The following is a 24,033-nucleotide window of genomic DNA, read 5'->3' as shown; positions in this document are numbered from 1 at the left end:
CCCTATTCCTGCAGCTCGCCGAATTCTTCTTGCTTGGTTCGGATTTCGTCGTGAATATACTGCACCGAATCCATCAAGGCCTCCCGCGGCTCGATGCCGCTGATGACCGCACGGTAGAAGGCATTGAACAAATGTCTGCCCGTGGAATAGCCGCCCGGCACCTCGGGTATTCCCTGGACCCATTCAAATTGGGATTTCAAATTCTCATAGTCGGCTACCGGCCATGGCAGACTGTCCAGCGCCTTGATGTTGGCGGTCGGATAGCGGGCCGCCGCCCCCATAAGTCCTTCCATCTCGCGGCCAAAGTTCGTCTGTGTTGCATCGCTGGTCCACCACTTCAGGAACTCCCAGGCTGCATCCTTGTCCTTCGCATCGTCCAGCATCAGCACGGCGCTGCCGCCGCTTGGAACGGTGCGGTCAATGGTGCCGTCCGTCTGAACGGTTCCCGGTACGGGCGCGAAGCCCCATACGCCCCGGATCTCCGGCGCGAACACGGACAGCTGGTTATAGGTGGTATAGTCGGAAATACCGATTGGCATCTGTCCGGTACGGAATCGGTTCGCAAAATCGTATTCCCGCTCCAGCTTGTAATCCGTGTAATATTCCGTCCATTGTTTGAAGGCCTCCAGCCCAATCTTGGAATCCAGATCCGATTCCTGATCGTTGTTGCGGTAAAATTGTCCGCCGGATTGCATCAGGAGCGCGGCATATAAAGAATTCGGCGGCAGCGTGGTCCACTGATCCGGTGCCTGCGCCACAACGGGAAGACCAAATTGCATATGATTTTTGTTTAATACGGCAAGCAGGCTGGCCACATCGTCCCAAGTCTTCGGAACATCAAGACCAAGCTCTTCCAGCACATCCTTCCGGTAGAACATCATGTTGAAGGTTTGGGTCTCGGGCAGCGCGTACACGCCGTGCCGGTATCGGTAAGGCACCAAGGCGCTATCCCTGAACCGGTCCGCTACCGATTCGAAATCATGGAATTGCGTCAGGTCCGCTGCCGCATTCCGCATGGCGAAGTTCACCGGGAGGTCATTGCCGATCTGCATCGCGACCTCAGGTCCCTGACCTGACAACGTTGCGGGGAGCAGCGTCCCCATGTTCACCAGCTTTAGATTGACGTTGATTCCGGTCTCCGGCGTAAAGGTCTCATCAATCATTGCCTTGATGGTATTGGCCTGATCCCGCCCGCTGCCGATCCATACCGTGATCGAACGCTGATTCTTCTCATCCGAGACATTACCGATATTGTTGTAATCGATGAAGAAGGAGCTGAAGAACGTCGACACTTCATGCTTCACCTTATCGGTTGCCCCCATTCCGCTCTTCGGCAGCTTGGCATCGGCTGACGCAACGTAGAGGGCATCGATCTCGAGCGGCTGCTCCCTTGCCTGCTGCAGCCACGTTCCGAGTCCGCCGCTGTTCGTCTTGTAAGCCTCCAGCCTGCGCGGAATCGTATCCGGCTTCTCGATCATCTCATCCAGCTGAAGCGCCATGGTCTTCAGCAGGGCCTCCTGGTCGCCGGATTGTCCCGACAGCTCAACCAATCTGGCCGCGATGGCTTTTAATCTGTCACTCTCGTACCGGAAGATTTCCAGCAGCTCCGGTATCCGCTGCTCTACGCGGTAATCCCGGAATTCATCCGGATTCGTGCCGGTGATCATCAATATTTTGCGATACATGGCATTCAGGTTAAGCAGACTATCCTCCACCTCATGAATGAGCGGAGCGAATTCACCCAGACTCGCCTCGAGGCGTAACACATGCTTACCTTGCTCCAACCGGAACAGATAAGGTTCATCGCCCCCAAGCACGTCCATGCGATATCCATTCTTAAAGCGGAAAGCGACGTGGTTCATTTCTTCAAACGGAACCTTCCCGTCGATCGTCAGCTTTCTCGTCGAGTATATGCCCCTTACAAAATTTTGCTGCGATTTGAATGCAATCTGGTAGAGCCCACTCTCGGGTACATCCAGCTCCCATTCGATCCACTGTCCGGGCAGCCGCCAGTTGAAGCCGCCGATGGTATTGATCCGTACCTTCGACGCGCTGTAGGGACTGACGCTCGGACTCGAACGCTCGCTTAACGGATACAAGGTCGGCGAGGATTTGGCGACTGCGTCCTCACCCTGAATTGTAAGCACGGTTCCTTCGATTTTCCGAATCCCTTCATCCTCATACTGTTGATGCAGCTCGGCGTACGTCAGCGGGCCCTCCTGCTTAAAAAGCTTCAGCTCTCCGATCACCATCGGCTCCCTTGCTGCTGTAAGGGACACGGTATGTTCCCCTTTTTCAAAGTAAAAAAGAAACGGCTCCGTAATGTATCCGTCCGCATCCTTAAGCACTGCCTCGACCCAGGCCGGACGTTCGATTTGTTTCGGTCTCAGGTCATTGCCCTGGTTATCCTGATCGATGCTGTCCTTGGCGTTATCCCATATCCGGTCAAATTGCAAATAGGCCGCCTCCTGAAAGGGAACCTCCCCGTCGATGCGGATGGAACGCTCAATGGAGGAGCTCTTTCCTTCCACTGGATAATAGAGCAGGGACAGATTGTACAATCCCTCTTCCTCCACATGAACCTTCCATTCCACCTCACCCTTCTCGCCCGTAAAAAGCGAGGTACCCGAATGACCCTCATAGGCTTCCAGCTTGCGGAATTCCCCGCCCTCGGCACGGCTGTAATCGACAGCGGGAATCGTGATTTCACGATCCGGCCGACTCTTTTCGTCATGATCCGACAAATACTGGGCATAGGAGAGGCTTTTTCCCGGCTGCGTGCTGAGATTGACCAGCGATGCGGGACGTTCCAATGAAAGCTCGGTCCGGCTGTCTTCCGCTTTTCCGACGGATCCGAGTTCACTTCCCCCTCTATTAAAGAACACAATCAAAGCGGCCATGACCGCCAAAAGAATCCATAATCGGTTCATCCATTTTTTCAGCTGCGTTTGAAGTGTCAATGTTCATCCCCCTGTTCAGGAGAAGGGGGCGCGGCTTGCGCAAAACGCCCCCGTCCATCTTATTTGCCCATTTTATCGACAGCAGCCTGTGCCTGTTGTTTATATTTCTCGGCCGTAGCGGCTACCGATTGATTGTTCACGATAATATCCTCAATGAAAGCGCCCGTAGGGTAATCCGTGTAAGCCTCGTCAACCGTGATGACGCCGGTTCCGGCAATATGCTCGCGAATCATGTCGATGTCTTCCTGATTGGTATAGATGCTCTCCAGGTAATCCTGACCCGGATATTCCTCTGTTGGCGGTATATCGAACGTCTCTTCATAAATTTGATAGACGATGTCCGGATCTTTCACGCCTTTTGGAATGAACTTCGCGGATGCGGCGGTATTGGCATACGTTGTTTCCGCCGAGCCTTGCGGACCGCTAGGAATCGGAACCACGCCGACCTCGAACGTAATGTCGCCGAGCATCCATTCCGCTGCCGTAAACATGGCTACATCGCCGTCTTTAAAGGTGTTTGTCTCTTCCCAGTTTGTTTTGTTGCCGCTCTTGACTTTAACAACCTTCTCCACGTTGTAGAGGCGGTTCACAAATTCGGCTGCTTCCAATGTTTTTGGATCGGTCAAGCCTTCTTTGCCATTGGAGTCATCAACGATTTTCCCCCCGTTAGCAGCGGTGAAATGCTTTACCGCATCAATCGCCCAGCCGGAGAAGCCCCATACGTCCGTTTTCCCGTCGTTATTCGTATCTTTGGTTGCCTGTTTGGCAATTTCCATGAGTTTATCCCAGTTCCATTCTCCCTTGGCATACAGCTCCTGAAGATCCGGGAGGCCGTTCTTCTTAAACAAATCACGATTGTAATGAAGTCCGAGCCCGATGGAGGTCGGATTATCGAATCCGTATTCACCTCCGCCAATGGAAGGATATTTCGTCTGCAGATCGGCTTCGTTATTAATGTTGTTCTGATCCGTCGTAAACTCGCTGATCGGCAGAATCTGCCCCTTCATAATGGCCGGCAGTGCCGATTTGTACTCCAACTGCACGATATCGGCAAACGGCTCGCCTGCCAGTACGCTTGTCGTGAATTTGTTCATGTACTCCTCAAAAGGAACGTTGACGAACTCAATCTTGCAATTGTACTTCTTCTCGATCTCAGCAATCTTCTCCAGGCGGGCTTTCTCTCCGGCTGTTGTGCCTGCCGGCTTCAGGTCCCACCAGGCAGCGACCTTAATCACGCGGCCGCCTAGATCAACAGGTTCTGCCTCAGGTTCAGCGGGTTCTTCTTTTGGAGTCTCTGTCGCGGTTTCCGTGCTAGGAGCCGGAGTCGCAGGCGGTGTCTCTGCTTGTTTTGCCCCTCCGCCGCTGCAGGCCGTAATCAAAAATAATAAACAAACAAGCAACAAAGAAAGCCCTTTCATTTTTCTCACACCAAAAACCTCCCTTATTTGTTTAACACCCTGTTAACTGCTGCATGTACCCCTAAGATGATGTTGAATAGATCGATTCCCGGTGCTCCCTGCTGCTCCCCTCGGCTCCCCCCAATCCGTTATCCCTGTTTGCCAAAAAATATATCACCCTATTTGTGATTTAGTCAATATAAATTATGTTAATAATAACAAAAAACCTAATTAAATTGTTGTAATTAACCTAAATATTTAGTGATAACGATTACAATATGAATCTACACAGTTCGGCTTTATTCGATATAATTCCATATATATCAACGGTTTACTTTAATTCATCTGGACAAACCGCCCCTTATAATGCCACTACATTTGTTATTTTTTTGTTATGAATGTAAAAAGCCCCGATGTCATGAAGACATCGGAGCTAACATGAAGATATGACATTACAGCTTATTGTTCATCCGTATCGCGTGTTGCGTTATTCAAATCCCTAACAATGACATCTGCTTGAATTAGAAGCCGCTCGTAATTCGAATCCGGGTTCAGTATTCGCCAGAGCAATTGATCAACGGCACGCATCCCGAGCAGTTCCTTATCGATGTTGACGGTTGCCATAATCGGCAGGTTATCGTACGTATTATCAAATCCGGTCACCTGTACACGGCCTGGTACGTCGATGCCCTGATTCCTGAGCGCCTCCATGGCGAACATGGCGGTGATATCGTTAGCGCACACAAACACTTCCGGAAGCTCGTTTCCGGCAAGAGCCTTTCCTAACGCTTCGTGTATATTCTCAATCTCCGGGCTGATCAGGGAAGGCAGCTGCCGATGTTCGATTTTGTAATCGGCCAGCGCGGACGAGAAGCCGATCCAACGCTCATAAAAGCTCTGGGCATCTTCGATATTGCCGATGAACTGATATTTTCTATAACCTCTGCTGATCAGCTTGGTCATGATTTGTTTCATGCTGTGCATATTGTCAGTGAACACCGTGTCCGATTGGAACGCCGGGTCCATGTGGTCCACCATGACCACGGGAATATTCAGCTTCTTGATGTCCATTAAATTTTGGGTGGATACAGATCCCACCGTCACAATTCCGAGAATCCCCTGGGGATTTAGCAGAGTGAACATATGGTCGTTCGAAGGCTCCGTCAGCGTCAGAATGTCCAGTCCCTTCTGATTCAGGCGGGCGGATATGCCGTCAAACACCGGTCCCCAATAAAGGGATTCCCGATTTTGATAACGGACATTCGGGAACAGGACAAGCACCGCCCCCGCCCATTTTCTGTTCTCCGGATCTTGAAGCTGCTGGTTTTTTCCCGCCGCTTGGTTCGGCTGATCCTTAAAATATCCAAGCTGTCCGGCTGCCTTCAGAATCATATCCCTGGTCTGGGGACTGACGCCCGACTTCCCCGACAAAGCACGGGATACCGCGAATTTAGACACGCCGGTAAAATCGGCAATTTCCTGAATCGTCACTTTCGTTTTCATCGTTATCAACCTACTTAAGTGCGAATTTGTCGTTCAATTTCCGTGTTATTATTGTTAGTTTTTGTTAGGTTACTGACATAATATTATTTGAAATAATCGTCAAAGTCAAAGAATATCCTGCATTTTCTTGTTTTCATTTTTACAAAAACAAAAGCCGCCCTTATGATCATGTTCAGACCATGAGAGCAGCTCTTCTCCAGTAAGCGGTAAGATTTACGATATTATGGTTTCATCACGAGCAGTGGTTCCCATTGCAAGCCTTCTCCGGTGATTTCGATCCGAAGATCGGAGATGCTCTTCAGTGCCTCCTCGCGGCGTGTCTCGAGTGTGACCACTGTTTCCTTGTAAAGCTCCCCTATCTTCTTCTGCGTGCCGCTTGCCATTTTCGCTATTTCGGATTTTCTTGCGGCGTTGCTCTTGGAGATCGCGGTTGTCTGTTCCTTAAACAGCTTACTGTATTGGCTCTTGGCTGTTGCCTTGCTGATTTTCCCCTGTTTGTACTTCCACATCGGACTGTTCAGGTACGACGTACTGGACCCGTTCCGAAGCTTCCACATCGGGCTGTTCAAATAACTTTCACTGACCGTTTTGTTAAATTTCCACGCGGAGCTGTTCAAATAATCCGGGCTGATCGTCTTCTTATAGGTCCACATCAAGCTGTTCAAATAATCCTCGTTCATTTCTTTGCTTAGTTTCCAGAGCGTGCTATTCAAATAACTCCGGTTTGCAGCATTCGCGTACTTCCACATCGGGCTGTTCAAATAACTTGGATTGATGAACCGTTCATATTGTGTCAGCTTATCCATTAAGTCCCGGTTTCCTTCATGCTTCAGCTTCAGCTGCTCCAAATCAGCTTGAAGCTTCTCATCCCACTGCTTTTGATCCTCCAGCACTTTTTTCTCCAGCTGATCCAGCGACGCATGGCTTGTTTCATAAAATAACTTATATTTCTTGTCCGCTTGCTTCTGGTAATTGTTATAGGCGTTTACCGTCTTCTTATGATAGGATTTATACTCGCTCCATACTTGATTCATCCATTTCTGATCCGCTGCGTGAACCGTTGTTTGCGGGATCAGGACCGAGACTGCAAGCAAAAGGCTGCACAGGGTCAATAAGGATTTTCGCACCAATCTCATCAAAATTTCGCCCCTCTTCTATAGATCGTAAACAAGGGATATTTTACCTAATGGCTTGGTATCTTCCAATAGGAATTCCGAACCCCTAACTTTTAGACTATAGCTGTCTTTTTCCACGCTCGAATATTTCAGGGTACAGCGTCCTCCATTCCCTAGCTCCTTCGCGAAAAACATGTCTTTCTTTCGCAATTCCATTTCCAAAGTGGAGGATTTATGCACTTCCTTAGTCCTGTAGTCACTAAGTATCGCTTAAGTTAGTTAGCTAGTTATAACAGCCCATCTTTGACAAGAACCGCTTCCAGACGCTTGACCGCTCGAAAAACACACTTATACAATGTATTTTGTAGTATTTTAGCAAATTATAGATGGAGGATTGCAGATGTTGAAGTTCAGGACACTATGTGCGCCTATACTCCTGGTTGTCTCTTTATTCGTAGGGGCTGGCAGCGCTTCCGCCGGGGTTACGTTTCGGGATATTGATAATCACTGGGCAAAAACGACCATCGAATGGGGCGTCGATCAAGGGATTGTCAACGGTTATGCCAATGGGATGTTCATGCCCAACCAAAATGTGACCGAGGCCGAATTCATTCGTATGCTCGTTGTCGGCATCACGGGCAAAGACCTGCAGGAGAACTATTTGACCGAACTATGGTCGGATAAATATTATCATTTTCTGCACTTCAAGAACTATCCTGTTCACGGATTCGCAGACAAAACCAAGCGCAGCCAATACATAACGCGGGCCCATGTGGCCGAGCTGATATCCAGCGCCGACGGCGTGAACTACGACGGGAATCAAGCGATTCAATACGTTTTGGGTAAAAAATACGCGCAGGGCCGGATCAAGGGCGAAAACACGATTGAAGGGTATGTAGGCAGCGGCACCATCACGCGCGCTGAAGTGCTTCAGCTTATCAAGAACCTGACCGATCGTGGAATGTCGAACCTGTATGATCGCCCCACTGTGCCAAGTGCGGAGGCGATGCTTCCGAAGCTGCCAACGCCTTGGGATGTGTACCGGGATGAGATGTATCTCGTGATTCGTCAGAAGGTATTCTCGAACTACAGCGGCTACAGGATCTATGACGACGGGTCAAACAAAATAGTCATGACCAGCACAAAGCAAACCGGCGAAACGGATTATGCCGTGTCCGTTCAATTCGAGCCGCAGATTATGCAGTTCAGCGGAATCGCGCTTTCCAATGCCGCCGATAAAACGCAGCGCAGCATGCTGATCGAGCTCCTCCAACTGTATGGATTCCAAGTCGATTCCTCCTTCCTCGCGAAGATAGACTCCGCCGAGAAGAACAAAAAGGTGATCGAGCTGAAAGTGAGCGGCAAGACGATCGTGATCGATCCGCTTGTGGCAAGCCCCGCCGGGCATGTCCACATCTACTATAAGTGGTGGGATGGATCGCGGGCGTAGATTAGGAAACTGGATTTTGGCTTTAACCGAAAAAGGCCCTGACGATTTGCCGTCAGGGCCTTTTTATTATACCTGCAGGAGTAGCATCTGCTTCTAAGCTTCAACTTCGGTTGAGATATTCCAGTTAACGCCGTATTTGTCCGCAACGATCCCGTAGGCCGGGCTCCAGAATGTTTCCTGCAGCGGCATAACGACCTTGCCGCCCTCACGCAGCGCTTCATATATCTGCTTCGCATGTTCGGCTGCATCGGTCATGATGCAGATCTGGACCTGATTGCTGGATTGGACCGGTTGACCGGGAAACGTATCGGATAACATCAAGACCGTCTCGCCGACCATAAGGTTTGCGTGGGATACCCGATCCCGCGCGCTTTCCGGCAGCGGAAAGTCCGGGTTGGCCGGCATCTCGCCAAAAGTCTGAACCATGACGACTTTGGCGTCCAAGGCCTTCTCATAGAATTGAATAGCTTCCTTAGCATTTCCATCCATAATGAGATACGGATTCATTCGAAGTGTCATGCGATAGTTAACCACCTTTTATTTTGATAACTCATATTATCTCCTATGGTGGACACTTTAGCAAAATACGTCGGAGATCCGGGCAGGAAAAATACTTCCCCTTATTTCCAACCATAGAGAAGTGCGAAGTCGGCGGTTACCTCCATCTCTCCACCTGACATCCGTTCAATAACCTCAGGTGAAACGCTCCAGGATAACGGCGTCATATGAATCAGCTGCTTCGTCTGCTCGGAATCCAGCATGATGCGATACCGAATCTCTTCGAACTCGATCCGTTCAAAATGTCGGCTGAACAGCTCCATCGTGCCGTCATTGGAATACGTCTCCTTACCTGTACCTGTATAAAATAAAGCTCGAAGCTCCTGCAAATACAGGCTCCCCGGAATGACCTTCACCAACATTCCGTCACTCGTAAGCAATCGCCTGAACTCCGAATAATTGGAAGGGGACAAAATATTCAAAATGTAATCAAACTGTTGGTCAGCAAACGGGCTCTGAGACAGGTCAGCCACGCACCATATAGGGTCCGGGGATGTCTTGGCGGCCATTACGACCCCCTCTTTGGCGATATCCATGCCCACACCGAGAATGTCCGGCACCGTGGGGTGATCGAAAAGCTTACGTCCAATGGCGGATAGATGGGAACCCTCTCCGCAGCCTGCATCGAGCAGTCTCAGAGGTTTGCCGGATTCCGGCGGCTTCCGAGACTGCATCCTGATCAGACGATTCGAAATCCCTTCAATCATCGGGCCAAAGAACCCGCTGCTGTTAATCATTTTTCGTGCCTCAAACAAGGCCTTATCATATTTGGTTTTGGATCTGTTGGACAGCAGGTTGACGTACCCCTGTCTCGATATATCATAGCTATGCAGCTTCTCGCACACCAAGCTTGCCAGCTGCTGAACTCTCATGGAACTGCCGCAGATCGGGCATCTAAACATCTTCTCATGTTTCGATAGCCATTGTGCTTTTTGTAATAACCTTTCATTTCTGGACACAGCAAAAATCACCCTTTCATTCGATCATACGTAATGAAAAAGGCACAGAAAAATAAACTCAAGCCGCAATGTCAAAAAAAAAGGGCCGAGCCTACTTGGATCTGTACCTCACATTAACGTAAGCGAATGAAATGGATCATAATCATGGCAACGAACACGCTCCAGTTATCAATTCGGGCAAGAGATCTGCCCTATTCCCATTTTAAACACGCTGTGAAGCGTTGTAAACCCGCCGGCCTATAGTTCTGTTTTAGCAAAATAGATCAAGAATAAACTCCCCCTACGGACTATGATGAAATTCTTGAGACTACATCCACTTCCTCGGTCAAAAAGACAAATATTGAAATCAAAATGACATATATATATTGCAAAATGACGTGAATACTATTACAATGCAGGTATCCAGAAAATCTCAGGAACGTATCTCTAACCAAACGAAAGGAATGATGAGCTTGAATTGGTTTAAGAAAAACTCGGTTGAGGATGAGCGTATCGTCAATTTGAAGAACAAGTTATATAAAGAGGTGTATACCTTGATCATGATCATATGCAGCATTTCCGTCATCATCAAATCTTTTGCGCTGCCACGGACGGAATCCGTTTGGCTGGAAATGCTGATCATGCTGGGAGGAAGCTTATATTTTGGTATCCGCAGCGTAGCGCTGGGAATTTATTCGGATGAAGTGGAGGTCCATGACCAGCGAAGCAAAGTTTCGTTCAATAAGCGCAATGTGCTCTGGTGCTTTGCCATCGGGTTCATATTAGCTCTTTACTGTGGAATCCGCAGCGCAATCTTGTACGGAAACAACAACAGCGCCACCGAGATTAAACATTTTATCATCGTATTCTTCGCTACACTTATCATCAATGTCCCGCTCTTTGTTATAGTGAGCTCGGTGATCCACTACGGCGCCAACAAGGTAAGCCAGAAAATGTCGCAGAACGATCCGTTCGACTCGTAGAAAGGGATATCAGGGTGACTGTCGCATGAAAAACATCAAATTGAAGATGGCCCGCGTCGAGAAGGATTTATCACAGGAAGAACTGGCCCAGATTGTCGGTGTCTCCAGGCAGACCATCGGCCTGATCGAGCTGGGGAAATACAATCCGTCCCTCAGCCTGTGCGTTGCCATATGCAAGGCATTATCGCGTACGCTGAACGATCTGTTCTGGGAAGAGGACTAAGGTAGGCCATACAGTATTATAGTTCTTTAACGCCGCCGGACAGTAATTGCGGCGATGTTAAGGAGGTGATGCCAACGCTTCAAGACAAGAAATAATAGTGTTGATATTCTCTTCGAAACGTTCAACCACCACAAAACATATAACTGATCATCATCTTATAAGGAGTGACCCGCATGCCGATACATAAAGCTAGAAAAGCATTCACCGTGTTTCTGCTCACCGCTTCCCTATTGGGAACCACCTTCATCTCTGAAGGAAAAGCAGATGCTTCTGCCGCCGATTCCATCCAAGGCCAGGTTACGGAGGTTAAGACGGCACGTACGTCGGATGAAAAGATTGCCGAGTGGGAGAATTGGGCCAAAGACCATGTATACCGACTGGATACGATTCAGCCATCGAACGTGGCCAACGGCTCTAACCAGTATAAGGATCTGGCCATGCTGAAGCCCTTGCTGCATGACAAACGCATGGTGTTCCTGGGGGAAAGCTCCCACGGCGTTGCCGAGTTCAATCTGGCCAAGACCCGTTTGATCCAGTTTCTGCATCAAGAAATGGGGTATAACGTCCTGGCCTTTGAGAGCGGCCTAGGAAACAGTTCCTTGGCTTATGGCCGGGCCGGACAGCAAAGCGCCGAACAAACGATGAAGGATTCCATCTTCGGCGTTTGGTGGTCCAAGGAGATTTTGCCGTTGTTCGACTACATTAAAACAGCACAACAGAGCAAGCAGCCGCTCGTGCTGACCGGTTTTGACATGCAGCTGCAGTATCCGCTGTTGGATGGGCAATGGCTGCAGGATCAGGCCATGGCTAAGCGCCTATCGGAAGCTGAGAAGAAATTGTCCGACTACTCTCTTGGTAGGGATCTTGCCGCTTACCGCAAAGAGAAACATCAGCTGATTCAAGTATACAAGGATGCTCTGGTGTCCTTAAAGACGGAGGCAAACGAAGTTCATATAAAGAAGCTGTACCCGGATAACCCCAAACTGTCCATGCTGCTCGAGCGGACCCTGAACGACCGAATTCGGGTAGCCCGGGAGTATGTAGAGCTCTCCATCCAATCAACGCTTGGCATGGAAAGCGGCGATTATGCCCCGTTCCTGGAATCGATGGAATGGCGGGATCAGGCGATGCATGACAATCTCATGTGGCTGGCAACCGAAGTATACCCGACGGAAAAATTCATCGTGTGGGGACATAACGACCACATCCGTAAAGCCCAAACCGAAGTGATGGGTACGCCATATCCGGTTACTTTAATGGGGGAAAAGCTCTCGGAGGAAATGAAAAAATACAGTTACGTACTCGGCTTGTATCCGGCCAGCGGACAAACCGCAGATAATATGGGCAATGTGCATGACGTTCTGCCGGCAGAGCCGGGATCCATGGAATCGATCCTGTCGGCTGCAGGCTCACCGTATACCTTCGTTGACCTGCGTTACCAAAAGCGTGAGGCAGGCAACTCATGGATGTTCGAGCCGCGTTTTGCCTATAGCTGGGGCATGATTCCGGAAAGCTTAATCGCCCGTGACCAATACGACGGTATTCTGCTTATTGATGACGTAAACCCGCCGCAATATATGAGATCTCCTGCTTCATCCAAGGCTTCTGTGTCTGCTGAAGACTAAGGCGCTATCATTCTTCTTTGTCATATAAGAATTTAATAGGTTAACATGCCAAGCATCCTCTGATGATCTGCTTCAAGAGCCCGAAAGCTGTAAGCTCTTGGAAAGGACCACGGGGATGTTTTTTTCTTACACTTTGTTCTTACATGGTTATTGGATCGAGATGTTCCCCGAGGAGGTTTTGAGTTTCACCTTATGCTGGCCAGCACCGGAGCGCCCTTCCGTCTTCCGGTTGCTCTCCTTTCTGTCCTCCAAAGGAACGGCAATGGACCGGCGTCCGTTTCCGGATTGCAGCATCCATGTTGCATCAGGCGTTTCTTCATCGAGCTGTATGTTCACGTTTCCGCTAGTCGCCGATACCTCCACATCGTTGTTCAAACGGGTAAACGCAAGTGAGATATTCCCGCTTCGACCCTTTACCTGGAGGCTGTGGTTTTGCAAGCCGGTTCCCGTTACTTTGCCGGAAGAACCGTCTACGATGACCTTCCCCGCATAATCCTCGGGAATTCTCACGTGAAGCTGCGGCATTCGCCCGATATTCAACATCCGAGTGATATCGTTATCTAAACGAATCTTCATCCGATGGCCATCCTGATCAACAACGGCCCCCGCAGAATTGCCGCTTTGGAGCAGCGAAACCTCTAATACCTCCACATCCGCTGTCTCCACGAACAAGGTCGTGCTGCCATGGTCGATCTCCAGCTCTTCAACCTTCTCAAGCGTTACGCGTTGGAGCTGCTCTTCTTCGCCCGCTGAACTGCATGCACTGAGTAAGAATACGCCAAGGATCCATAGGATAACAGCTGGTGCATATCGTTTCATTGCTTTACCTCCACCCCTTTTCAACATTGAAGCCATTGTACAGGATGACGCCGCTTCACTTTCAAGCGATTTTTCAAGTTTGGTAAACAACAGGAAAAAAGACACCGCCATGTGGCAGTGCCTCCTGCTAGTTCAAGGTAGGGACCCTATGGTTGTCCATCTTTTTGGTCGTACCACGATAAAGTTGGACGGGTTGGAGGGTATCCGTGCTGCTCCCTAAACTGCTTACGCACTTCGGTAAAGTCATGCCAGCTCTTCCCGCTCCCCGGATGATTGGCATGATGTACGATGCAGCGAAACGCATCCTCCACGCAAGGATCCACCCAGAAACCGCTGCTTGCTTCCATCCGGTCCGTTAAAGAGGCAGCGTCTTCATCCTTGATATCTTCCAATGCGAAATACCCCAACTGGACTACGCGTTCAGCCACTTTCGGTCCGATCGAAGGAACTGTCTGAAACTGTGCCAGTCCCCGGATATATTGGGCGCGGCTATCCGAAACACCAAGCACGCCGGACAATAACTCGATATCCATTTGCGCAATATCGATGAGCTTCATTTTGTTTGACCGCAGCTTCGCCAACTCCTCGCCAGTTAACGGCAGCTTCGGCGATTTTCTCGGTACATGCCGCTGCATCCTTCTCACCCCTGTTCTCACTCTGCATACATACCTGACGTTTAATATAGATCGAACATATTTACTTCATAGCCTTGGGCTTTCAGGTAATTGAACATTTGCGCCCGATGATGCTGGGCATGCGTGACGATTTCAATCAGCCACTTGGCTTGGGTTGAACCGTGCTCCAAATAGAAGGGTCTCGTTGTCTTCTGCAAAAATTCTTCATCTGTCAGCCCATTCATGTAGGATTTTACATCGGCAAGTCCCTTTGTCATCCAAGAGATCAGCTTGTCCTTGTCCGTGCCGTCAGCGGCGATGCCTGCCTCCAGTTCCCGGATCTCCGCTTCGCTCTTCTCTTGGAGAATCAACAGGTCCGTCGCAGGCACCGAAACCAGATGATGCACGAGCTCCTGCAGCGATCTCATATTGTGGGCAGGCCTGTAATCCCAATGCTCTGCCGAAATTTTGCCGATCAGATTCGAACTGGTACGAACGATAAGCTCCAGCTCTTCGAACAACAGCTGCTTCATTTCATGCAATTGATTCACGTTTCATCACTCCATTTATTAGTTATAAGGCGGCTCTGGGTTCTACGGCCAGTATAGCGTATAATAGTGACAACTATTGTCATAGTCATCCAACGATTCGGAGCTGATCCTATGTCCAAATCCAAACGTCTCATCGAGCTGATGATGACCGTTAACCGAATGCGAAAATTCACCGTAAGAGAACTGGCCGATCAATTCGGCGTGTCGTCTCGCACGATCTTGCGGGACCTGCAGGAGCTCAGCGAACTGGGGGTTCCGCTCTATTCCGAGGTAGGACCGCACGGAGGCTACCAGGTGCTGAAAGAACGGGTTCTTCCGCCGATCGCCTTCAGTGAGGAAGAAGCCGTTGCAATGTTTTTTGCCAGCCACGCCCTGCGTCACTATCTATTTCTTCCCTTTGAAGCCGAGTCCTCTACTGCACTTCAGAAATTTTATTATTATATGCCTGGGGATGTGCGCGACCGGATTGACCAGATGAAGAATCGGGTGGATTTTCTGACGCATACAAGGCAGCAGAAGGCCGAATCTCTCGGGGCTCTGCTGGATGCCGCCGTCGACCAGCGGGTCGTTACGGTGTTGTATGAGAGCAGGGAGGGCTATGCCGCGAGAAGCATCCAGCCCGTGGGCATCTATGCAAGCAACGGCTTCTGGTATTGTCCCGCTTATTGTTTTCTGCGCAATGATTTTCGCCTGTTCCGCTGTGACCGCATGCAGTCCGTGGCCTGTGATACAACCGGCATCGAGCCGCGGGATCACCGCCATATCCATCTGGGTAACTGGAGGGAATACGGGACAGAGAAATCGGTCTATATTCGCATGGTCGTGGATCTGAGCCGGGAAGGCGTTCAGCGCTGCGAATCCGAGTTATGTCCGGTTCCCCATATCGATATGCAGCCGGATGGAAGCGGACAGCTCGATCAGAACGTTCCTGTCAGCGAAATGTTGTATTTTGCTAAATTTTTTATCGGATTAGGAAATGAAGCCACTGTGAAGGAGCCGCAGGAACTGGTGGATCGCATGAAGGGGATTCTGACGGAGATGATGGTGAAGTACGGTTAGAGGCAGCTACCTCTTATTTGGCAAAAGGTATGGATTATTTTATCGGAATCTTGTATCCCTGTAAGTTTGACGAAAAGAACATGCCTTGTTACAATTTCATCAACAATTAGGAAAAGGATGAGGACGATGGTTCGTCGTTTGATCAGGTTTAAGAATGTGGCTACTGTATTGAGCTTCTAAGTAAACGATATATTCTACTTAGAAGCGAGGAAATAGAATGAAACAACATCAATTTGAACACTGGTCCGAAATTAAGTATTTAAAGGATATTGTCACGAACCCTATGATTAGTGTAGGAGAATACTCATACTATTCTGGATATTACGATCATCATGATTTTGAAGATGGCTGCGTTAGATACCTATGGGGGGATGAAAAATCCAGAAGGCTGTTTAATCCCATCGAAAACCATGGTTGGCATATCGATAAGTTGATTATCGGAAATTACGTATGTATCGCAAGTGGCGTCATTATTTTAATGGGCGGAAATCACAACCATCATCCGGAATGGATAACCGTGTACCCGTTTGTAGAGCAGATTGAAGCTTCTTACGCGCCAAAAGGTGATACCGTCATCGAAAGCGATGCCTGGATTGGAATGAATGCCATGATTATGCCAGGCGTAACCATAGGCGAAGGCGCCATTGTTGCGGCTGGTTCGGTTGTTACTAAGGATGTCCCGCCCTATACGATCGTAGGCGGTAACCCTGCCAAAGAGATAAAGAAACGCTTTGCGGACGAAGACATCGAAAAGTTAATGGAAATGCGATGGTACGATTGGGAACGTGAGCAAATTGAACGAGCTGCTCATATCTTGTCCAGTTCCTCCATCCATCGATTATATGACTTTTATCAAAATGAAATAAAACCCTACGTTTAAATTTCAGATGCCTCATTAAATAGGAATGCAAAAATCCCTTCTTGAATTCAAGAAGGGATTTTTGCGTCTTGGCCTTAGACTTTTGTTCATCGTTCAAAACGCCTTGCATCCTGTTCATGGAAATCTAACTTATGGACCCAGCATTAGATATCCTAAAAAGGTGTAGATAAAATAAGAGCATAACGCAAGCCCATTGCTGGCTATTAATAGCAGGTCCTTGGCTGAATCGGTAATTCCATAGGAACGGATAGATAACACGATACCGAACGGCGGAATAACGACAGTGGATAGCAGTCCGTAAAAGTGAAACCAATGCCCATCGCGGACAAACAAAATTTCGATTGCGAATAAGAGGATAGGCAAAATAAACGTCCATGCTGAGATTTTACGCACAACGGGAACTCTCCATTTCGATGTCATGCCTCTCTCCTTCTGTCCGTAATGAGGAAAAACCCAGATGTTACTCTGGGTTTTTCAAGTATCTTCTCTATATTTTAACATTTATTGGGCCGCCCGGTAAACCGAACGCCCTCCCTTGACGGTCTCCACAATGCGAAGGTTCCCCTTATGCTTCTCCAGAAGCACGAAGTCGGCCTGCGCCCCTCTCCTCAGCCCATAGCTTTCCGTTTGCCCTACCGCCTGGGCGGGCAGCATGGAAGCCATGTCCCATGCTTCAGGAAATGTGCACAGCCCCGACTGAGCCAGCCGCCATACCGCATCGGCAAGCATCATGGCCGAGCCGGCCAGCAGCTCGGGTTTGCGGGCGAGATGCAATCGGCCTTCGGAAGTCAAGACGACATGACCACCGATATGGGTCTCGTATTCGCCTGGCGGCATTCCGCTTAAATAGACGGCATCGCTGACGAGCAGCGCTTTGGACGGCTTGGCGCGGAGCATCACCTTGATGACCGAATCCGGCAAATGGTATCCGTCCGCGATGATCCCTGCCCACAGCCGATCTTGCGCAAGCTGCTCCCATATATAATTCGGATGGCGAGGCAGTGTCAGATGCGCGCCATTGCCCAGATGGGTGGACATCGTCGCTCCAGCGTCCACGGCTTCCCGAATTTGCTCAGGTGTGGCGGCAGTGTGCCCGATCGATACAACGATTCCCGCCTTCGCGCACGCCCGAATAAAATCCGCAGCTTCCGGCCACTCCGGCGATAGGGTCACGATCCGAATCCGGTTCCCCGATGCCTCCTGCCACCTTGTAAACAACGACCAGTCCGGCGCTTTGATATACCGGGAATCGTGCGCGCCTTTGGGCCCTTCCTCCGGAGAAAGAAAGGGTCCTTCCAAATGAATCCCGCCAATGGTCGAACCGACCGTTTCATCCTCCAGGCAAGCCGCGTCGATAACCCGCAGCAACTGTTCGATCTCTTCGTTGCCATTGGTAATGATGGTTGGGTAGTACAGCGTTACCCCCTTTTCCCATAAGCGCCGGGTTGCCTGGATGACCGTCTCCGTTGTAAGCGGCAGCGAATTGAAATCATGTCCATAACCGCCGTTAATCTGAAGATCGATCAATCCGGGAGCAATCCACATCTCCCCGTCGCCGTCGTAAGGAAGTGTCCGCTCTATCCGGCCGTCAGGGTTCCATGCCAGCTCAATCGTCTCACCTGTTGCATAATGTCGGCCCATACGAACAAGGCCAGGGCTATCCATTCCGGATTTCCCCATACGACTCCAGGTCCACGTACAGCGTGCAATCCGGATGCCGCCGAAGAATGCTGGCGGGGCAGGCCTCGCTTATCTCGCCGTGCAGCGTCCTTTGTACCGCTGCCCGCTTGCTTGCACCCGGAACGACGCAGAACAGATGGGCACCTGACATTAACGCCGGAACCGTGAGCGTAAGCGCATATTCCGGAACCTCTTCCAAGCTCGCGAAGCAGCCGTCATTCACCTGCTGAAGGCGGCAAGCCTCGTCCAGCTTGACCCGCTTCACCCACAGCGGATCGGTGAAATCCGCAACGGGCGGATCGTTGAAGGCGATATGCCCGTTCTCTCCTATGCCCAGGACCACCATATCGATCGGCTCAGCAGTTACCAATCGGCTGTATCTGTCGCACTCCGCTTCAGGATCATTCATACCGTCGATCAAATGAACCTCCCCCGGAGATACCCGATCAAACAGCTGCCGGGATAAAAAGTTCCCGAACCGCTGAGACGCAGACGAAGGAAGGCCGATGTATTCATCCATATGAAAAGCCGTGACCCGGCTCCAGTCCAATCCTTCCGATTGAACCAGCGCCGCCAGGCATTCGTTCTGTGACGGGGCAGCCGCAAAGACGATGCGAATGCGCTCTTTCTCGGTCAGAAGACGCTGCATGGCCGCGCGGATATCGGCGGCAGCCGCTTTTCCCATCGCTTCGCGCTGGTCATAAACGCGGACCTTCAGTTGATCTTGAACTCTTTCAATAACAGGCTTTATGCTTTGCCCAGTCTTCATAAAGTCACCTCCAGCCGTTACAACACCGGCGTTCCGGTCTGTAGTTGAATTTCCTTGCGCTGCCGGGAAGCCTCGTAGGTGCCGAGAATGATCTCCAGAGAGTGCCGCCCGTCCTTCCCGGTGACGACAGGCTCGCGGCCTTCGCGAACGGCAAGCGCCATATCTTGAATTTGGAGACGGTGGCCGTCAGGTATAACTTTAAACGGTTCGAAATCAGGCAGTTGAACTTGTTCGCCATCGATCTCAAGAGATACAATCGTATCTTCTTCGATGACAAGCGCGCCCTTCTCGCCATGAATGACCAGCCGCTGCCCTTTCCCGTCGCAGGCTGTCGTCGTGATCTCCATGACGCCGAGCGCGCCGCTCGCAAATTCAAGGGCTGCGATCACGGTATCTTCGACTTCGATATTGCGCAGCACGGCTTTGGCTTTGGCAGACAAGGATGCAACGGGTCCAACGAGCCATTGCAGCATATCCACCGTGTGGATTCCCTGATTCATCATCGCCCCGCCGCCGTCCATCGCCCAGGTCCCGCGCCAGCCCGCACTGTCATAATAGGCTTGATCTCGGTACAGCATGACATACGCCGAGCATAAGCTGAGCTTCCCGAGGCGCCCTTCTTGAATGACCTGGCGGGCATATCGGGCCTGCGGGGACATACGCCTTGGAAAAACGGTTGCCAGGAGCACCCCATTCTCCGCACATACCTCAATCATGCGCTCGACATCGTCAAGCCGGATCGCCATTGGCTTCTCTACCAGCACATGCTTGCCCGCCCGGGCAACCATCGCCGTCTGCTCTGCATGCATACCGCTTGGCGTGCAGATGCAGACTACCTCTATATCCTCGCGTGCCAGCAGTTCTTCCAAGGTATCGCAGATATCTCCTCCGTACGTTGCAGTCAGTTTGACCGCAGATTCCCGTTTCGTATCGAATACGGCGGCCAGCACGGCTTCCTCCGTGTTCATGATGCTCCGTGCATGAATGTCCGCAATAATCCCGCAGCCGATAATCCCGAATCGAACCGGCAATGTTTCCTCCGTCATGTATCCTACGCCTCCTCGTTACGTTCAGTTTGCAGCAAAGCCGCATGCTTTCCCTATTCCCGAATCAGGATCCGTGCTTCCTCATCGGCTATCACCGTCGCCTCCGAGGCTTTGTAAATATCGTCATGCGTGATCACGCCCGCTTCTCCCTTCACCCGGTTCAGAAAATCCTGCGAAAGGGAGAACGGCGGCGGCTTCAAAGGCATAGAACGCAGCTCCTGATCGGTGATAACAAGCACAACCTCATCGCTGGACAGCAAAGGATCGCCTTCCAGCCGAATTTCGGCAATGCCTCGCGTCCCCGTAATGAATATCCGGCCGTCTCCCCAAGTCCAGCTGCCGGCAGGTGTATGCCAGTCCGCGTAAAGCTGTGCCGTTATGCCGCCAGCCATAAATACCTGCACGCCGGCCGCATCATAGAAAGTCGGGTATTCAGGCAGCATATGCTTCGCCAGATAACCGGATGTCGTCTCGACTTCCCGGCCCGTCAGCCACCTTAACAGATCGAAGTCATGCACGAAGAGATCGTTGATGATGCCGCCGGACTGCGATTTGTCAAAATGCCAGGCCGGGCGGGCAGCCGGATTCAGCCGATGCGGCTTGCGCATCGAGATATGGACGATGTCCCCCAATTCTCCTGCCCGGATCATCCGATGAACGGTATGCAGGGATGGACGGAAACGCTCGGTCAGCATCATGCCTACCTCGATCCTTCCACGCTCCAGAACATCGCGCAGCCGGATGAGTCCCGCTCGATCCGTCACGGCAGGCTTGTCGATCATGATCGGTTTGCCGTGCAGCTCACACAGCTCTATGACGTCCATCTTCTCATCATTGATGGCCGCGCAGCCGATGATTCCTACGCCTTCGTCTGCCAGCATCGACTCGCGATCCCCCGTCAGCTCCAGGCCGTACCGGTCGGCGAGAGTGCGGGCGAACGGCTGATTGTCCGGTTCGTATACTCCTGCACATTCGTAGCCCAGTGCCAGCATCTCCTCGATAAACATGCCGATGTGGGCATGCTGGCAGCCGATGATTCCAAATTTCCGTGCTTTTCCGCTCATCTGTTTGACACCTCCACAGCCTGCAGCCACTCCTGGATGACCCTCAGATCATAAGCGAGCCGTTCCTTCGGTGGATAGGGAGCGGCACATTCCAGCGTAAGCCAACCCGCGTACCGCTGTTCCCGAAGTCCCCTGAGCAGCCCGCCGTGATCCACTTCTCCCTCACCCAGGCGGCACTGCAGGAAGAATTCTTCCCCGTGACGGGTCAAATTTTTGAACGTTCCCGGCTCGCCCACTTGGCCGATCCGCCGTTCATCCTTGATGTGCACATGAAACAACCGGCTTCCAAGCTGCCGGACCGATTTTTCCCCAAATTCCGTGTCCGTGATGTACATATTCCCTGCATCATGAATCAGGCCAACCTGATCGTCACCGATCAAATCCAGCAACCGCAGCGCGCTGTCCGTCGTCTCCACCAGGCTCTGGTTGTGAATCTCCAGCACGATCCGTTTTCCCGCAGCACGGGCTTCCTCTGCGCATTTCCGAATCCAGAAAGCCGCCTTGGCATAATGATAATCCTCTGCTAGGAAGGCATTTGGCCCTCCCTGAAAGATCCGGATCATGCCCGCCTCCAACATCACCGCGCGTTCAAGCAGGCCCATAAACTGATCATAGGCCCCGGCACATTCCGCATCCCCGCTTGTCGAGAAATGACCCATGTAACCTGCCAATGCCGGAATCTCCATACCGTGCCCATCCGCAAGTGCCTTCATTTCGCGGACCCGCGGAAGCGATGCCTCCGGGCTCAAATGCGGTTCGCGGCAGGCGATTTCGACCCCGTCAAAACCGAGTTCGGCCGCAATCGACATCGCTTCATGGATGCTGTAATCGATGAGTGATCCGCTGAATGCCGCTATTTTCATCTCGTCTTTCATCCTTTCCTTCACAGACATGACCCTTCCCGGGCCGATAGTAACGTTCCATTATTTAATCCCGGCCATATTGTGGTTCTGCACAAAATATTTCTCGGCAAACAGGAATACCAGCAGAATCGGTACCAGGCTGACCAGTGCGGCTGCAATCATAAGCTGTTCATTGCCGGTCCACTGGCCTGATAAGGAGAGAATGCCGATGGGCAGCGTATACTTCTCATTCGAGGTCAAATAAATGACAGGCGTCAGAATCTCGTTCCACTTGCCCATGAACGTAAAGATCGCCAGCGTCGCCAGCGTAGGCCTGGCCATCGGAATGAAGATCCTCAGATAAATCTGGAACGGATTGCAGCCCTCCATTTTGGCCGCTTCCTCATACTCTTTAGGTATATTCATAAAAGCCTGTCGCATGAGGAAAATCCCAAACGGCTGAGCCAGCCATTCGATAATCCACAGCGGCGTGAGCGTATCCAGCATGTTCAACTTATTAAAAATGATGAAATGCGGGATAATGATGACCACCGCCGGAATCATCATCGTTCCCAGCACCATCACGAACAGCGCACTTTTCAGCGGAAAGCGCAGTCTTGCGAACGCGTAACCGACCATCGAGCAGGAGATTAATGCGCCGATGACGGACAATGCGGCCACGAAGATGCTGTTTAGCGTGTAACCGCCAATATTTCCAAGCCGGAACACCTCGGCGTAATTGGACCATTGGAATACCTCGGGAATCCAGCGTGGCGGAACCGTTGTATATTCCTTGTAGGTTTTCAATGAATTCATGAGCGCCGACAGAAACGGCACGATCATGATGAGCGAGCTGATCCCGATCAGCACATAACCGATACTTTTTCCCAGCAGCTTTCTTCTCATTTGCGGCTCCTCCTTCCCCCGATGCGGTTCCCAATCTGCAGTTCCATCTTGACCGCTTGATCAGTCATAGTGCACCCACTTCTTCTGAGCCCTTAGCTGTATCAGCGTCAGCAGGAACAGGATCATGAACAGCACCCAAGCAATGGCGGAAGCATAACCCATCCTTATAAACGTGAACCCTTCGCGATATAAATACAGCATCATGACCAAGCTGGAGTTATTCGGGCCTCCAGCCGAGCTGATGTCGCCCCTGCCGGTCAGCACGTAGATCTGTTCGAATGCCTGGAAGGTAGAGATCGTGCTCATGATGACAACCAGGAAGGTTGTCGGCGAGATCAACGGAACCGTAATGTAGCGGAATTTGCGCAGGGCTCCTGCACCGTCGATCTCCGCGGCTTCATACAGATCTCCGGGAACGCTCTGTAGACCCGCCAGGTAAATGACCATGATATAACCGATCCCTTTCCAGACCGCAATGAAGACAAGCAGCGGAATGGCCAGCTTCGGGTCCTGCAGCCAGCCTTGCCCTTCCAGGCCAAGCTTGGCAAGCAGCGTATTCGCCAGACCGAAGCGAGGATTGAATACGGCGTCGGCAACATACAGGATGACGGTCCAGGAGGAGATCACCGGGATAAAGTGGGCCATCCGAAACCATTTAAGCCCTTTCAAACGCTGGTTTAGCGCAACAGCCAGCACGAGCGCAAGAAAGGTCTGGAGCGGCACGAACAGAACCGCAAAATACAGGGTATTCCACAGGGAACGCCAGAACATCGAATCCTCGGCCATTCGCCGGAAATTATCCAATCCACTCCACTCGGGCGGATTCAGCATATCGTAATCGGAAAAGCTGAAGTACAGGGATGCGGCGAGGGGACCCGCCACAAAAATGATAAAGTGGAGAAGATAGGGGGAGGCCATGAGCAGCCCCCATCTCCCCTCATGATCCCATTTCCGTTTTCGGGCGGGCTTTCCGTGCGGCATCGGATCGGCTTTGAGTGCTGCATTGTCATTTAGCGTATTGTCCATTTCACTCCCGCCTTTCTTCCACCCT

At 51.0% G+C, this 24,033-nt stretch carries 23 protein-coding genes; 6 read left to right on the top strand and 17 right to left on the bottom strand.

What is annotated here, in order from left to right:
• Positions 1-2 precede the first annotated feature (2 nt).
• From PAEVO_RS27025 to PAEVO_RS27010, 4 genes are all read right to left on the bottom strand, one after another.
• Entirely contained in the window at positions 3-2,960 is a 2,958-nt protein-coding gene (locus PAEVO_RS27025) for an extracellular solute-binding protein (protein ID WP_100540586.1), read from the bottom strand.
• 59 nt (positions 2,961-3,019) lie between these two features.
• A complete protein-coding gene (locus tag PAEVO_RS27020) occupies positions 3,020-4,387 on the bottom strand; it encodes an ABC transporter substrate-binding protein (RefSeq protein ID WP_100540585.1) in 1,368 nt (455 codons plus the stop codon).
• A 429-nt stretch (positions 4,388-4,816) separates the two neighbouring features.
• Positions 4,817-5,860, bottom strand: a complete 1,044-nt coding sequence (locus tag PAEVO_RS27015; RefSeq protein ID WP_100540584.1) for a LacI family DNA-binding transcriptional regulator — start codon at positions 5,858-5,860, stop codon at positions 4,817-4,819.
• A gap of 221 nt (positions 5,861-6,081) precedes the next feature.
• Positions 6,082-6,996 carry a hypothetical protein gene (locus PAEVO_RS27010; protein WP_100540583.1) on the bottom strand — a complete coding sequence of 305 codons (915 nt, stop codon included), beginning with the start codon at positions 6,994-6,996 and terminating at the stop codon, positions 6,082-6,084.
• A gap of 379 nt (positions 6,997-7,375) precedes the next feature.
• Here PAEVO_RS27010 and PAEVO_RS27005 point away from each other — a divergent pair, with 379 nt between their 5' ends.
• Positions 7,376-8,425, top strand: coding sequence for an S-layer homology domain-containing protein (locus tag PAEVO_RS27005; protein WP_100540582.1), 1,050 nt, complete (start codon positions 7,376-7,378; stop codon positions 8,423-8,425).
• A gap of 93 nt (positions 8,426-8,518) precedes the next feature.
• Here PAEVO_RS27005 and PAEVO_RS27000 read toward each other — a convergent pair whose 3' ends face one another.
• Both PAEVO_RS27000 and PAEVO_RS26995 read right to left on the bottom strand, forming a co-directional pair.
• Positions 8,519-8,944, bottom strand: a complete 426-nt coding sequence (locus tag PAEVO_RS27000) for a VOC family protein (RefSeq protein WP_100540581.1) — start codon at positions 8,942-8,944, stop codon at positions 8,519-8,521.
• A gap of 101 nt (positions 8,945-9,045) precedes the next feature.
• Entirely contained in the window at positions 9,046-9,885 is an 840-nt protein-coding gene (locus PAEVO_RS26995) for a putative RNA methyltransferase (RefSeq protein ID WP_347708149.1), read from the bottom strand.
• A gap of 503 nt (positions 9,886-10,388) precedes the next feature.
• Here PAEVO_RS26995 and PAEVO_RS26990 point away from each other — a divergent pair.
• The 3 genes from PAEVO_RS26990 (at position 10,389) to PAEVO_RS26980 (ending at position 12,752) form a co-directional block, all read left to right on the top strand.
• On the top strand, positions 10,389-10,904 hold the full coding sequence (locus tag PAEVO_RS26990) for a DUF6773 family protein (RefSeq protein ID WP_100540847.1): 516 nt from the start codon (positions 10,389-10,391) through the stop codon (positions 10,902-10,904).
• A gap of 25 nt (positions 10,905-10,929) precedes the next feature.
• Positions 10,930-11,127 (top strand): helix-turn-helix transcriptional regulator, encoded by a 198-nt coding sequence (locus PAEVO_RS26985; protein ID WP_009594955.1) that lies wholly within the window; start codon positions 10,930-10,932, stop codon positions 11,125-11,127.
• A gap of 173 nt (positions 11,128-11,300) precedes the next feature.
• Positions 11,301-12,752, top strand: coding sequence for an erythromycin esterase family protein (locus tag PAEVO_RS26980; RefSeq protein ID WP_100540579.1), 1,452 nt, complete (start codon positions 11,301-11,303; stop codon positions 12,750-12,752).
• A gap of 147 nt (positions 12,753-12,899) precedes the next feature.
• On the opposite strand, the gene PAEVO_RS26975 is transcribed toward PAEVO_RS26980, so the two are convergent.
• The 3 genes from PAEVO_RS26975 to PAEVO_RS26965 all read right to left on the bottom strand — a co-directional run bounded on the left by PAEVO_RS26975 (position 12,900) and on the right by PAEVO_RS26965 (position 14,736).
• Entirely contained in the window at positions 12,900-13,571 is a 672-nt protein-coding gene (locus tag PAEVO_RS26975; protein WP_243390948.1) for a DUF4097 family beta strand repeat-containing protein, read from the bottom strand.
• 146 nt (positions 13,572-13,717) lie between these two features.
• Positions 13,718-14,206 (bottom strand): helix-hairpin-helix domain-containing protein, encoded by a 489-nt coding sequence (locus PAEVO_RS26970; protein ID WP_100540577.1) that lies wholly within the window; start codon positions 14,204-14,206, stop codon positions 13,718-13,720.
• Between the two features lie 41 nt (positions 14,207-14,247).
• On the bottom strand, positions 14,248-14,736 hold the full coding sequence (locus PAEVO_RS26965; RefSeq protein ID WP_100540576.1) for a DinB family protein: 489 nt from the start codon (positions 14,734-14,736) through the stop codon (positions 14,248-14,250).
• Between the two features lie 111 nt (positions 14,737-14,847).
• Between PAEVO_RS26965 and PAEVO_RS26960 the strand changes: the two genes are divergently transcribed.
• Together PAEVO_RS26960 and PAEVO_RS26955 are read left to right on the top strand one after the other, a co-directional pair.
• Complete coding sequence (locus PAEVO_RS26960; protein WP_100540575.1) at positions 14,848-15,795, top strand: helix-turn-helix transcriptional regulator; 948 nt, start codon at positions 14,848-14,850, stop codon at positions 15,793-15,795.
• Positions 15,796-16,012: 217 nt separating this feature from the next.
• Positions 16,013-16,675, top strand: a complete 663-nt coding sequence (locus PAEVO_RS26955) for a CatB-related O-acetyltransferase (protein WP_100540574.1) — start codon at positions 16,013-16,015, stop codon at positions 16,673-16,675.
• A gap of 129 nt (positions 16,676-16,804) precedes the next feature.
• Here the strand turns inward: PAEVO_RS26955 and PAEVO_RS26950 are convergent, their stop codons facing one another.
• From PAEVO_RS26950 to PAEVO_RS26915, 8 genes are all read right to left on the bottom strand, one after another.
• Positions 16,805-17,095, bottom strand: a complete 291-nt coding sequence (locus PAEVO_RS26950; protein ID WP_100540573.1) for a hypothetical protein — start codon at positions 17,093-17,095, stop codon at positions 16,805-16,807.
• Positions 17,096-17,176: 81 nt separating this feature from the next.
• Positions 17,177-18,340, bottom strand: a complete 1,164-nt coding sequence (locus tag PAEVO_RS26945; RefSeq protein ID WP_100540572.1) for an N-acetylglucosamine-6-phosphate deacetylase — start codon at positions 18,338-18,340, stop codon at positions 17,177-17,179.
• Positions 18,333-19,124 carry a glucosamine-6-phosphate deaminase gene (locus PAEVO_RS26940; protein ID WP_100540571.1) on the bottom strand — a complete coding sequence of 264 codons (792 nt, stop codon included), beginning with the start codon at positions 19,122-19,124 and terminating at the stop codon, positions 18,333-18,335. The genes PAEVO_RS26945 and PAEVO_RS26940 overlap by 8 nt, the downstream gene beginning before the upstream one ends.
• A 17-nt stretch (positions 19,125-19,141) precedes the next feature.
• The gene (locus tag PAEVO_RS26935) at positions 19,142-20,170 is read right to left on the bottom strand and encodes a Gfo/Idh/MocA family protein (protein ID WP_100540570.1); all 1,029 of its coding nucleotides are present in this window, start codon (positions 20,168-20,170) and stop codon (positions 19,142-19,144) included.
• 53 nt (positions 20,171-20,223) lie between these two features.
• On the bottom strand, positions 20,224-21,234 hold the full coding sequence (locus PAEVO_RS26930; protein WP_100540569.1) for a Gfo/Idh/MocA family protein: 1,011 nt from the start codon (positions 21,232-21,234) through the stop codon (positions 20,224-20,226).
• Positions 21,231-22,097, bottom strand: coding sequence for a sugar phosphate isomerase/epimerase family protein (locus PAEVO_RS26925; RefSeq protein ID WP_100540846.1), 867 nt, complete (start codon positions 22,095-22,097; stop codon positions 21,231-21,233). Before PAEVO_RS26925 ends, PAEVO_RS26930 begins: the two co-directional genes overlap by 4 nt.
• Before the next feature lie 60 nt (positions 22,098-22,157).
• The gene (locus PAEVO_RS26920; protein ID WP_100540568.1) at positions 22,158-22,982 is read right to left on the bottom strand and encodes a carbohydrate ABC transporter permease; all 825 of its coding nucleotides are present in this window, start codon (positions 22,980-22,982) and stop codon (positions 22,158-22,160) included.
• 60 nt (positions 22,983-23,042) lie between these two features.
• Positions 23,043-24,008, bottom strand: coding sequence for a carbohydrate ABC transporter permease (locus tag PAEVO_RS26915; RefSeq protein ID WP_100540567.1), 966 nt, complete (start codon positions 24,006-24,008; stop codon positions 23,043-23,045).
• Positions 24,009-24,033 lie beyond the last annotated feature (25 nt).

Origin of the sequence: Paenibacillus sp. GM2FR (genome assembly GCF_002803325.1) — a bacterium.
In the GTDB taxonomy this organism is placed as follows: domain Bacteria; phylum Bacillota; class Bacilli; order Paenibacillales; family Paenibacillaceae; genus Paenibacillus_AQ; species Paenibacillus_AQ lautus.
Note: the sequence above shows the minus strand (reverse complement) of the source record. Positions and strands in the feature narration are given on the sequence as shown.